General features: G+C 43.0%; 12 protein-coding genes. 11 read left to right on the top strand and 1 reads right to left on the bottom strand.

What is annotated here, in order from left to right:
- Positions 1-24 precede the first annotated feature (24 nt).
- A complete protein-coding gene (locus tag IGI71_RS11640; protein ID WP_231435160.1) occupies positions 25-1029 on the top strand; it encodes a nucleoid-associated protein in 1005 nt (334 codons plus the stop codon).
- Positions 1030-1224: 195 nt separating this feature from the next.
- Here IGI71_RS11640 and IGI71_RS11635 read toward each other — a convergent pair whose 3' ends face one another.
- On the bottom strand, positions 1225-1584 hold the full coding sequence (locus tag IGI71_RS11635) for a YxeA family protein (protein WP_231435159.1): 360 nt from the start codon (positions 1582-1584) through the stop codon (positions 1225-1227).
- Positions 1585-1830: 246 nt separating this feature from the next.
- Here IGI71_RS11635 and tuf point away from each other — a divergent pair, with 246 nt between their 5' ends.
- From tuf to xerD, 10 genes are all read left to right on the top strand, one after another.
- A complete protein-coding gene (tuf, locus tag IGI71_RS11630) occupies positions 1831-3018 on the top strand; it encodes an elongation factor Tu (protein ID WP_231435158.1) in 1188 nt (395 codons plus the stop codon).
- Positions 3019-3234: 216 nt separating this feature from the next.
- Positions 3235-3864 (top strand): lysozyme family protein, encoded by a 630-nt coding sequence (locus IGI71_RS11625; protein ID WP_231435157.1) that lies wholly within the window; start codon positions 3235-3237, stop codon positions 3862-3864.
- Between the two features lie 158 nt (positions 3865-4022).
- The gene (gene dnaG / locus IGI71_RS11620) at positions 4023-5861 is read left to right on the top strand and encodes a DNA primase (protein ID WP_015510081.1); all 1839 of its coding nucleotides are present in this window, start codon (positions 4023-4025) and stop codon (positions 5859-5861) included.
- 23 nt (positions 5862-5884) lie between these two features.
- Entirely contained in the window at positions 5885-6991 is a 1107-nt protein-coding gene (gene rpoD, locus IGI71_RS11615) for an RNA polymerase sigma factor RpoD (protein WP_005229298.1), read from the top strand.
- A gap of 308 nt (positions 6992-7299) precedes the next feature.
- A complete protein-coding gene (locus IGI71_RS11610; RefSeq protein ID WP_231435156.1) occupies positions 7300-9195 on the top strand; it encodes a cell division site-positioning protein MapZ family protein in 1896 nt (631 codons plus the stop codon).
- A gap of 118 nt (positions 9196-9313) precedes the next feature.
- Positions 9314-10021, top strand: coding sequence for an AzlC family ABC transporter permease (locus IGI71_RS11605; RefSeq protein WP_231435155.1), 708 nt, complete (start codon positions 9314-9316; stop codon positions 10019-10021).
- Positions 10014-10331 (top strand): AzlD domain-containing protein, encoded by a 318-nt coding sequence (locus IGI71_RS11600; RefSeq protein WP_010749225.1) that lies wholly within the window; start codon positions 10014-10016, stop codon positions 10329-10331. Before IGI71_RS11605 ends, IGI71_RS11600 begins: the two co-directional genes overlap by 8 nt.
- 34 nt (positions 10332-10365) lie before the next feature.
- Positions 10366-11229, top strand: coding sequence for a CvfB family protein (locus IGI71_RS11595; RefSeq protein WP_231435154.1), 864 nt, complete (start codon positions 10366-10368; stop codon positions 11227-11229).
- 109 nt (positions 11230-11338) lie between these two features.
- Positions 11339-11788 carry a Fur family transcriptional regulator gene (locus tag IGI71_RS11590; protein ID WP_010749227.1) on the top strand — a complete coding sequence of 150 codons (450 nt, stop codon included), beginning with the start codon at positions 11339-11341 and terminating at the stop codon, positions 11786-11788.
- Positions 11789-12021: 233 nt separating this feature from the next.
- Positions 12022-12912 (top strand): site-specific tyrosine recombinase XerD, encoded by an 891-nt coding sequence (xerD, locus tag IGI71_RS11585; protein ID WP_128488653.1) that lies wholly within the window; start codon positions 12022-12024, stop codon positions 12910-12912.
- Positions 12913-12921 lie beyond the last annotated feature (9 nt).

Raw genomic sequence — 12921 nt, 5'->3', positions numbered from 1 at the left:
ACAAATGGATAAGGAGCGTAACCAATGGATATTTATTTGAAACATGCGATTTTACACATTGTGGACCGTCAAACAGGCGATCCAGTTTTTTCTCAAGTTGAACTTGATTTAACAACGGAATACATTCGTGATTATTTGACGAAGAAAATACAGAAACTTGCTACACCGCAAACCAAAACAGGTCGTTTACTCGAAACTTCAACGATCGCTCAATTGGTCAAACAAGCACCAGACGACTTTATCGCAGCCAGTGAATCGATCGTGCAACGCTGGTATGAAGCGTACAAGGAAAGTGAAGATGCGCCAAGTGCGGATGCGTTTGTCGTCTTATATGAATTAGATACAAGAATGCAGCTGGCTTTTTTGAAGGTCAATTATCAAGATGGCTATACGCATTTTATTGATAATGGGGAGGCTGGGATCGAAAATAATTTGATTTTGCATCGTGCCTTACTAGCAGGTAAAACCCAAAAGGCAGATGAAGGGATCACGATCGATGTGGAGAGCTTAGACTTTGAACTGATTGAAAAGAAATATAGCTTTTCAGGTGAAAAATACGCCTACTTTTCAACAAAAGTCATTGATGCCGAACCGATCCCATCTTTAGAAGAAAATGTCAAAGTCATCAAAAAAGTAGCCGAAAAAATTGGTCAGAAATTTGAAACACCCACCTATAACGTTGTTGCCGATTTGAAAGAAGCGGTCTACGACACGATCGAAGAGTCTGGTCATATCGATGTGAGTGAAGTGGCGCAAAAAGTCTTTAAAGACAATATTACTGCTCAGCTTTCATTTCAAGAAGAAGTGGTTGAAAAAGGATTCGTCAATCAAGCACCGATGATGCGGGATGTTCGTGAGATCTCGGAGAAAAAATTTGGTAAGCAAAAACTAAAATTATCGAATGGAATCGAATTGATCGTTCCTTTGGATGTTTACCGAGATCCGAATTTGATCGAATTTATCAATAATCCCGATGGCACGATTTCCGTAACGATCAAAAATGTAGAAGAAGTGATTAATCGGATGTAACAAGAGCTGTTTCTAAGCAGACGATGGCAGAACAAGTACAAAAAAGCGGCTCTTTGTCAATAATGAAAATGGAGCTGAAGAATCAATTCTGATTCATCAGGCCCATAAATTATAGAGCACAAAAAGCAGGGCGTCCTCATTTAGAAAGAGGACGCCCTGCTTTTTTACAGACGCTTGCTTGATCGACAGCAGCAATTATTGAGGGGTCAACTTTTCAAGAGCCGCTTGAGGAACGTCTTCTTCAGAAACTTCTTCCCAGCTTATAACGCCTTTGTTTGGATTGACCAATAGTTTCAAATAGGCGCCTTCTTTCAAAGGAGCGGAACGGTGTTCATTCATTTTGACCGTTTTGACGTCACCAGAGGCGCTGTAGGCTGTTTGTGTATAACGATAGATGTTTTCAACGACCCCCTCTTCACTGACTTCGGTATCGTGTTCCCCCGCATCGTTGATAACTGTATAGTAGTCACTTCCACCATAGTAATAGTCATAAGTAAGGAAGCAGCCGCCAAGAAAAATTGCTGTAAAAACCAGCGCTGCAATGATTTTCTTCACATTTCTCACCTCATCTTCTATTATTCATAAAAACTAGGCTTGCGTCCAATGGATCACAAAAAGCAAAGAAATTCTTAGGGATTAGCTGCCGAGTCCTCTTGCTTGACTTTGACTAATTTTGACCTATAATAAGGGTAGATTTAAACTTACAAAAAATAAGTTAATCCTTATCTCTTTGGAAGCGTAAATCGCAAAAATATGATTCGAGTCAACCAACGACTCAACTTTCTCTAGGAGGGAAACAATATGGCAAAACAACATTATGATCGTAGCAAACCCCATGTTAATATCGGAACGATAGGACACGTCGACCATGGGAAAACAACCTTGACTGCTGCTATTACCACAGTTCTTGGGAAAAAAGGACTTGCCAATCCGCAAGATTACGCAAGTATCGACGCGGCTCCTGAGGAACGCGAACGTGGTATCACCATCAATACTGCTCATGTGGAATATGAAACGGAAAAACGGCACTATGCCCATATCGATGCACCGGGACACGCGGATTATGTGAAAAATATGATTACAGGGGCTGCTCAAATGGACGGTGCAATCTTGGTCGTATCAGCGACAGATGGCCCAATGCCACAAACACGGGAGCATATTTTGCTTTCTCGTCAAGTGGGTGTGAAACATTTGATCGTCTTTTTGAATAAGACGGACCTTGTCGATGATGACGAGTTGATCGATTTAGTTGAAATGGAAGTCAGAGAATTGCTGACTGAATATGATTTTCCTGGCGACGACATTCCTGTGATCAAGGGCTCTGCGTTAAAAGCCTTGGAAGGGGACCCAGATGCTGAAGCAGCGATCTTAACGCTGATGGATACAGTAGATGAATATATCCCAACGCCTGAACGTGATACAGACAAACCATTATTGTTACCAATCGAAGATGTCTTTTCGATTACAGGACGGGGAACCGTTGCTTCTGGTCGGATTGATCGTGGCATGGTAAAAGTCGGGGATGAAGTAGAGATCGTCGGAATCAAACCTGAAACACAAAAAGCAATTGTCACTGGGGTAGAAATGTTTCGCAAAACGATGGACTTTGGCGAAGCTGGCGATAACGTAGGGGTATTGTTACGGGGGATCACCCGTGATGAAATTGAACGTGGCCAAGTGTTAGCAAAACCAGGTTCCATCACACCACATACGAAATTCCAAGCAGAAGTCTATGTGTTGACGAAGGAAGAAGGCGGTCGCCATACCCCATTCTTTAATAACTATCGCCCACAATTTTACTTCCGTACAACGGACGTAACTGGGAATATCGTTTTACCAGAAGGAACGGAAATGGTGATGCCTGGTGACAACGTAACGATCGATGTGGAATTGATCCATCCGATCGCTGTAGAAAATGGAACGACCTTCTCCATTCGTGAAGGTGGACGAACAGTTGGTTCTGGTATCGTGACCACGATCGAAAAATAAAAAATAGTGAAACAGTGCTTCCATTATCTGAAGGAGCACTGTTTCCTTTTTTCATGTCAAACCATCAACAATCCCTCCATCAGCTTAGGATTGCTTGTTTTTTTCTAAATAATCTTGTGATTTTATTAAGGATTTTTTAGGAGAGAAAAAATTCTAGTCAGCCTGTTCATTTCATAGTACGATAGATTCTGACTTAGAAAAGATGGGATGTATTTGATGAGAAAAATTCGACGTTTCCTAGGATTTGTACTGAAGCTTGCGCTCTTGCTGCTGCTGATCGGAGCAGGGGTTTGGGGCTATCGAAATTACACGGCATTGAAAGCTGTCTATGCGTATGAAGAGGAAATCGCACAGCAGACACAAGCCCACGACATCTCTGAATATCAGTCTTTAGCAATGAGTATCATGCTGACGGAGTCAAAAGGACAAGGCAATGACCCGATGCAAAGTTCTGAAAGTGTATATGGAAAACAAAATCAATTTGATACGCCAGAACAAAGCATCGAACAAGGGGTTTCTTATTTAGCCGAGTTGATCGAAAAAGCCGAGCAAATGAACTGTGATCTTTGGACCGCAGTCCAGGCTTATAATTTTGGGACAGATTATATTGATTATGTCGCTGAACGGGGTGGCATGAACACCTTAGAATTAGCAGAAACATATTCCAGAGAGGTTTTATCCCCGTTGTTAGGCAATGATACAGAACAAACCTATCGTTATTGGGGCATCCAATCCGTTTTTTATAATGGTGGTCACTTGTATCATAACGGCGGCAATTTATTCTACGCTGATTTAATAAAAATGAATCAATGGAAGATCAATGTTACGGCGCGTTTCTTTTCATAAGCGTTGTAAAATAAGTGAAACAAAAAAGCTTGAAATACAAATAAAATATGGTAAAATCATTATGAGTGATTCTGTCTAATTATTCTTCGCACTGATATCTATTAGTGCGTTTTTTTACCTAGTAAACCGATGAATACTTACCAAATGGAGGTGAGTGGATGGCACGAATTCCTCAAACGGTCATTGACGACATTCGCGAACGTAGCAATATCGTCGATATCGTGGGACAGTATGTCCAGTTAAAGAAGTCTGGAAAAAATTATTTTGGTTTGTGTCCGTTCCATAATGAAAAATCACCTTCTTTTTCCGTTGCAGAGGACAAACAAATTTTTCATTGCTTTGGTTGTGGTCGTGGTGGAAATGTGTATGGTTTCTTACAGGAGCTTGAAGGGATCAGTTTTCCAGAAGCAGTCGTCAAAGTAGCAGAAATGAACGATATTCCTCTTGATCCGCAATATCAGCAGTCTGAAGGCATCAATGAAGCGACCTCACAAACGAGTCAATTGATTGCGTTACATGAAAAAGCCGCCGAAGTCTATCATCACATGTTGGTGAATACGGCTGCTGGACAAGAAGCGCTTGATTATTTATTAGATCGTGGCTTGACGATGGCACTGATCGAAGAGTTCAATATTGGCTTTGCACCGAATGAACGCTCGTTTTTGGAGAAAGTTTTTTTGAATGAAAAAGCCAAAGCAGAGTTTTTTCCTGATACAGGACTCTTTGTTCAGCGCAACGATGGCTCACTGGCGGATCGCTTTTACCAGCGAATCATGTTTCCGATCCGCAATCCTCAGGGAAAAACGATTGGTTTTTCTGGTCGTTGGTTAGCAAGCGAAAAAGTCGGTGATCAAGACCAACCAAAATATTTAAATAGTCCTGAAACGATTCTTTTCAATAAACGCGAGGTTCTTTTCAACTTTGACAAAGCGCGACGAGCGATGCGTAAAGATGGCCAAGTGTATTTATTTGAAGGATTTATGGACGTGATCGCCGCTTGGCAAGCAGGGATCGAAAATGGGATCGCCTCGATGGGGACCAGCCTGACCAATCAGCAGATCGCCCACATCGAGCGAGTGGCACAAGAAGTGATTCTTTGTTACGATGGAGATAGTGCAGGGGTTGAAGCCACGAACCGTGGGATCGATCTTTTGCAAAACAATAGCCGCTTGAAATTATCTGTGGTTCGAGTGCCGGAACGGATGGACCCAGATGACTATTTGCGCAAATATGGGACAGAAGCTTTTTATAAATTAGCTGTACATGGGAAAGAAACCGTCTTTGCTTTCAAAATGGATTACCATCGAGCGAATCGAAATTTGGCCAATGAGAAAGAGCAGCTAGATTATGTCCAAGTAGTATTAAAAGAATTACAGCGGGTGGATTCTTTGCTGGAGCAAGACCGTTATTTGACTCAGTTGTCCACAGAGTTCAACTTGAGCCGTGAGACCTTGCAGCAGCAGCTCAAGCAAAACCGGCAAGAGCAGCAGCCGCGGCAAGATGCACCGCCGCCAGCGCCAACAACCAATAATCCTATGGTCTTTACGCCGCCAACGCGGCAACAGCCCAAAACACAGGTAGAAAAAGCACAAGAATTATTATTGTACCGTTTGTTTCATGACAGTACGTTAAACCATCGCTTTCGAGCGAGTGGCATATCCTTTATCCATGATCGTTACCAACAGCTTTATCTGCTGTTTGATGCGTATATGGAAACAGAAGAACACTTTGTTTTAGCAAAGTTCTTAGATTTTTTAAAAGAAGATTCAATGAAAAAAATGGTGATCGATATTGCAGATCTTAAAGCTTCTGAGGAAGGGACTGAACAAGAATTTCAGGACATTCTGCAGGTATTTCAAAAGTCGGGCATTGCTGAAGAAATCAATCAAAAACGAATCCAGCAGCAAGAAGCAAGACAAAAAGGAAACCAGCAATTAGAACTTGAACTTGCGATCGAAATCATTGATTTGACCAAACGGTTGAAACAAGCTAAATAGCGAACTGAAAGGGGCTTTCTTTCATGGCAGAAGAAACAAAAAAAACGTATGACAAAGCAGTTGCCGAATACATCCGAGAAAACAAAACAAAGGGGCAAGTTGTTTACGATGACATTACGAATCGTTTAGCAACGCCGTATACTTTGGATGCTGATGCAATGGACAAATTAATTCAAAAACTGGAGGATTCAGGCATCAGTGTCGTGGATGAAAATGGAGAGCCTTCAGTCCATAGTCTAAAGAGCAATGAAAAACGACAAGAAACACAACCTCAAGAAGATCTGTCTGCACCAACTGGTGTGAAAATCAATGACCCCGTTCGGATGTACTTGAAAGAAATCGGTCGTGTGCCGTTATTGACCGCAGAAGAAGAAGTGGCGCTCGCACTGAAAATCGAAGAAGGCGATCAAGAGGCAAAACAGCGTTTGGCAGAAGCCAACCTACGTTTGGTCGTTAGTATTGCCAAACGTTATGTGGGTCGAGGAATGCAATTCCTTGATTTGATCCAAGAAGGAAACATGGGCTTGATGAAAGCCGTTGAGAAATTCGACTACCGCAAAGGGTTCAAATTCTCGACCTATGCGACCTGGTGGATCCGTCAAGCGATCACCCGTGCGATCGCTGACCAAGCGCGAACCATTCGTATTCCTGTGCATATGGTGGAAACCATCAACAAATTGATCCGTATTCAACGGCAATTGCTGCAAGACTTAGGGCGCGAACCGACACCAGAAGAAATCGGCGCAGAAATGGATCTGCCGACGGAAAAAGTTCGTGAAATCTTGAAGATCGCTCAAGAACCTGTTTCATTAGAAACACCGATCGGTGAAGAAGACGATTCTCATCTAGGTGATTTTATTGAAGACCAAGATGCCACAAGTCCAGCAGAGCATGCGGCTTATGAGCTGTTGAAAGAGCAGCTAGAAGATGTACTGGATACGTTGACTGACCGTGAAGAAAACGTGCTGCGCTTGCGTTTCGGAATCGATGATGGTCGTACTCGGACATTAGAAGAAGTCGGCAAAGTCTTTGGGGTAACGAGAGAACGGATTCGTCAGATCGAAGCAAAAGCATTACGGAAACTACGCCATCCATCTCGTTCAAAACAATTGAAAGATTTCTTAGAATAATCAAGGTTTATCGACTTTCCAAAGGAACCCTTTGGAAAGTCTTTTTTATTCAGATTCTGTCCTCTCGACACAAGATTGGTAAAGAACTTAATAAAAACGTAACCAAGCAAGTGTTGGCTAATTGCCAAGAATGTGATAAATTTAATTTTGTGCATCTGCATCAAAACGTAACAAACAACGAAGTGTCAAAAAAGACCCATTATTTGCTGGTCTAAAAAAAGAAGCAGTAGGTACAGCAAGCGTCTGATGAAAGAGGCGACTGCTTCATAAAAGGAAATGCAAAAAACAAAAGGAGTCAGTTTGAATCAATGAAGAAGACATGTCCTGAATGTGGATTTCAAGCAATAGAAGAAACACCCGTTTGTCCCAATTGCGGGTTCCAATGGAACCAGGCAAAGGAGAATGAACTGGAACCAACATCTGACTCTTCCGTTACGCCAGAAGAGCCACAGAATAAAAATGATGATATTCGCTGGTCAGACTTTAAAAACGTCCCGATCGGAAAAATGGAGGAGCACTTAGGTGATCGGCCATCCTCAAATGAAGAAACGATCGACCTCGCGCAGCAAGGGACTTTTTCCGATGAGCAACATGTAACCCCCACATCAGCCTCTAAGAAAGAAGCTGAGGAAAAAACGGAAGTAGAAAGTTCTAGCGCAACGCAAGAGCATGCGACATCAGCCAGTGAGGAAGCAAGTGAAACCGATGCATTAAGTACGGAGGAACAGCATGACGCTGATATTTTGGCTGCTTATATCCGCCAACACAAACTTGATGAAGAAGAAAAAGCCGCTGCTCTAGAAGCAGAAGCCGCCACTGATGATTTGTCTGCTACTGAAGAAGAAAGTCAGGAACAAGCCAGTGAGGAACCTCTACTGATAAGCGAAGATGAACCAGTGACGGATCCAGTCATTGAAGAAGCGAAGAAGCAGCCAGAACCAGTGATCGATCCAATTCCTGAGCCGATCACCGCAGCGGATGAAGCACCGAAAAAGGCGACTACTGAAGAAAAAACGTCGACGCCTAGCGAAAAAAAGAAGAGTCCTCGCAAAGCACTCTATATTACAGCGGCTTGTTTATTAGTGGCAGCTGGTGGCGGTTGGGCGTATTACTATCAACAGCAGCAACAAGAAACAGCCCGAGAAACGCAACTGGCGCAGGAAAACCGTACACTCGATCAAATTGAAAATGAGCTGAATGATTTTTATACAAATGATGAACGAGTGTTCATTAAAAACGACAAAACATCAGAACAGCTGACGGCTGTGACGAATCAGTTGGCAGAGTTTCAAGACCATGAACGGTACGATGCCTTGTCACAAGAAGCTGCGACGATCGCTGACAAACTAGCAACTTTGACCGAGATCAACAGCTATTTTAGCAGTCCTGCCGTTGTGGAAGATCAATTGGAAGAAGTCTCATTGAAAGAAGCGGCTGCCGTCACAATGGCGAAGCGTGAGAACGGGGATGCCTTTGATGAGTTGATCAATCAAGCCATCGACATGGGACAAAAAGAGTTCAGTGCGATCGAGGAAGTTCAAAATGCGGTGAAGAGCATGGTGGCTTTAAGTGGTGATGGTGAAGCACCTGCAAGTGTCACCCGTGAGAACTACAATGCCTTGATGAAAAAAGTCCAAGCTTTACCGATCGATTCATTGGTGGAAAGTCTCACTGCTGATCTGCGCAAAGTCGATACTGCGTTGACGAAGCGTGAAACCGCTACGCAAGAAGCAGCGGCACAACAACAAGCGGCCCAAGAAGCAGCACAAGCGGCGGCTTCTGAGAACACCGCTTCCGCTTCAAGCGGCGGTTCTACAAGCGCTGCGACGCCTGCACAAAGCACGTCTGAAGAAGAGTATGTGCTTTCGCCAAATACGCCAACAAATACCAATAATCAGCCAATTATTCCAGCCCGTCAAAGTGATTTGAATGATGTAAACAATAGCGCTTGGGTGTGGGCAGATGGTGTCCAAGAAAAAATCATTGCCACAGCGATTGCCCGTGGTTACGTGGTTGATGGTGGTTATACTTTTGAACGCGTGCGGATCGTCAACGGCGAAGGCTATTACAATTTTTATGCGACAAATGCCCAAGGCAGCTTGCTTAAAGGAACGGATGATTCAGCGTTCCCGCTATACTTATTTACGGTAAACGCCAAAACTGGCTATTTCAGAGGCAATGGGAACGATCACACCGTTCGCTAAGTCTCCTGAGTCACTAGAAAACTTTCAGAGTTATTACATGCACATGTGAAAAATACTTGTTTCCCCTCCCTGTTTTCGATATGATGAAAGATAATCGTTCAAACAGGGAGGTTTTTTTGTGCAGAAAATAGAAAGATATGATCGCTTTGAAGATGGGGTCATTGCTTGTGTACCAACGATTCTTGGGTACTTAGGGATTGGTTTTGCGATGGGGGTCGTAGGAAAAGGTGTTGGGTTGTCGATTCTTGAAATTATTTTAATGTCTATTATTGTCTATGCAGGCAGTGCTCAATTTATTATTTGTGCATTACTCGCGATTCAAGCACCTTTCATGACGATCGTCGCAACCGTCTTTTTAGTGAATTTACGACATTTCTTAATGAGCTTATCAGTGGCTTCCTATTTTAAAAAGACTCCTTTGCTTTCTGCTATTGGGATTGGGACGCTTTTGACTGATGAGTCCTATGGCGTTTTGACGACGGCACTGCAACAAGACAAACCAGTCACAGCGAAATGGACCCATGGGTTGAACGTGATGGCGTATTTGAGTTGGATCTTCGCAACCTTTTTGGGCGGACTATTAGGCTCGTTTATTCCAGATCCAGAAGCGTTAGGCTTAGATTTTGCCTTGGTAGCCATGTTTGTTGGTCTTTTTTTATTTCAAGTAGAGCGACCCCTCAAGAAGAAAACCCAGCAAACGCTCTTCGTACTCGGGGCAGTTGTGGGGACATTGATTTTATTTATGCGTTTTTCTACTGCTGAGATCGCGGTAATTGCTGCGACCTTGGCAGGATGTTTGGTTGGGACGGTGACACATCATGACTAATTTTGTTATACTAATGCTAGCATGTGGGTTGGTTACTTGGATTCCGCGGATCGTTCCTTTTTTATTTTCTAAAAAGCTCGTATTTCCGAAACCTTTCACCATCTTTTTGAGTTACTTGCCGTTGTGTATTTTGGCGGCATTGTTGGTTCAAAATTTGCTGATCTTTCGAGAAGGGCAATTTCCCATCTTGAAAGTCAAAGAAACTGTTGCCTGTATCCCAGCATTGTTGGTGGGGTATTATACAAAAGATTTGATGAAGATCGTTATCACAGGCGTTATTGCTATGGCACTGCTGCGTTTCTTTTTCTAGCAACGGGCAGTTTTTATGAAGAAGGAGAGAATAGATGAAAGACTTATTAGCATCCGTATTTAGCGGATTGATCATTGATGAAAATGAACAGAATTATTTTGTTCAAAAAGGCGGGGTTACCTTCCGACTAGCCAAGGAAGAAGGCGAACATCATTTAGGTGAAGCCGTCGAAGGGTTTGGCTATCAAAACCAAAAGCAAGAAAATGTACTCACTACGAATATTCCGAAAAGCCGCAAAGGGCATTATGCCTTTGGTACAGTCACAGGAAGCCGTCGCGACTTAGGCGTTTTCGTCGATATCGGTTTAAAAGACAAGGACATGGTGGTTTCATTAGATGAATTGCCAACAATGCGGGAACTTTGGCCCAAAAAAGGCGATCGTTTGATGGTCAGCTTGCGCGTCGACGACAAAGAGCGTATATGGGCTTCGTTAGCAGATGAGAAAATCTTCAAGGCACTGAGTAAGAATGGTACGGAACAGATGAAGAATCAAGATGTTACAGGTACCGTGTATCGCTTAAAACTAGCGGGAACCTACTTGTTGACGGATGATTTTTATATTGGCTTTGTCCACCCATCAGAGCGCTATCAAGAGCCGCGTCTTGGGGAAGTTGTCAAAGGACGAGTGATTGGGGTTCGTCCAGATGGCGTCTTGAACCTTTCGTTGAAACCAAGAGCCCACGAGGCGATTTCAAATGATGCCGCCATGGTCCTAACCTTTTTAGAACGAGCACCAGAAAATAAAATTCCTTTCACCGATAAATCAGCACCAGAAGAGATTTTACAAACATTTGGTATTAGTAAAGGCCAATTTAAACGGGCGTTAGGAACCTTGATGAAACAGCGTTTGGTTGAGCAAAAAGACGGCTTTACGATTCTTGTTAAAAAACCTAATTGAGAATACTTGTTTCTTTTGCTGTTCTAATTTATAATGATTACAATGTTTGTCTTGGGTGATTCTCACTCAAATTAGAATCGTTATAAATTAGCGGCATACGGAGGCAACTATGAACACAACAGCAGCGTTAAAAAAGACCAAGAAACAATTGCACGAGTCGGGGTTCAAATTAACTCCTCAGCGAGAAGCGACGTTGTTGGTCTTATTAGAAAATGAGAAAGATCATTTATCCGCCGAAGAGATTTTCTTCTTTGTGCGCAAAAAAAATTCTGAGATTGGCTTAGCAACCGTCTATCGAACATTGGAGATTTTGACGGATTTGAAAATCGTCGATAAAGTCAGCTTTAATGACGGTGTCGCTCGTTATGACCTACGTAAAGAAGGCGCCAAACATTTCCATCATCATTTGTTGTGTTTGGAATGCGGCAATATCGAAGAGGTTGAAGAGGATCTGTTGGGCAGTGTCGAAGAGATCGTCGAACAAAAGTACCATTTTTTAGTGAAGGATCATCGGTTGACATTTCATGGTGTCTGCCAAAAATGCCAAAACAAAGCCTAGTGTCTGTAGCTGGGCAATTTGAAAAGATTTTTTTATCACCCGAATGATAGTCAGATGGTTTCAATAGGAAGAGAGCTATTTTTTCCGATTTGAAAGAAACCAAAAAATCTGCTATGATTCGGGTGTTTCCTTTGGCAAAAGATACGGGTAGATGCCTCTTTTTTGTTGGCAAGCTACTATCTAAACGAGCCAGAATTTGATATGATAAAAAAGCTGAAAGTAGAGGAAGCCCCATGAACGAACAAATTATTGATTATCTTCATTATTTGACCATTGAGCGCGGGCTATCCCAAAATACCCGTGCCAGCTACCAGCGGGATCTGCAACAGTATCTTGCATTTTTACAAAAAAAACAAGTGACGCAGTGGCAACAGATCGACCGAGTGATCGTTTTGTCTTTTTTGCAAAGTCTGCAAGAGGCGGGAAAATCCTCGGCAACCGTGATTCGGATGGTTTCCAGTTTGCGAAGATTCCATCAATATTTGCGTCAAGAACGGTTGACAGATCATGATCCGATGCAGCATATTGATTCGCCGAAAAAACAGCAGAAGCTACCTGATACTTTGAGTTTGCAGGAAGTGGAGCGCTTGATCGAAACACCAGATACTCGAGCGGTGTTGGGTATTCGTGATCGAGCGATTTTGGAAGTGATGTATGCGACAGGCTTGCGCGTCAGCGAGTTGATCGGTTTGAAATTGAATGATTTGCATTTAAGTATGGGCTTGTTGCAAACAACCGGGAAAGGCGACAAAGAACGGATCGTCCCACTAGGGGATTTAGCGATTCAATGGATCGAAACATATCTCAGCGATGCACGTCCGTATTTGACGAGAAAAACACCGGATGAAAGCCACCTGTTTGTAAACAACCATGGCAGGCAGCTGTCTCGTCAAGGAATCTGGAAAAATTTAAAAGCCTTGGTTCGACAAGCTGGGATCACCAAAAATGTGACTCCCCATACGCTGCGCCATAGTTTTGCGACTCATCTATTAGAAAACGGCGCAGATCTGCGAACGGTTCAAGAGCTGTTAGGACACGCAGATATCTCGACCACTCAGATTTACACGCATATAACGAAGAAACGGATGACGGAAGTGTACAAGCAGCACTTTCCGCGCGCCTAGAAATCGAGG

Source organism: Enterococcus sp. DIV1279b (genome assembly GCF_050531515.1).
GTDB lineage: Bacteria > Bacillota > Bacilli > Lactobacillales > Enterococcaceae > Enterococcus_D > Enterococcus_D casseliflavus.
This window is presented reverse-complemented; position numbering and strand designations above follow the sequence as displayed.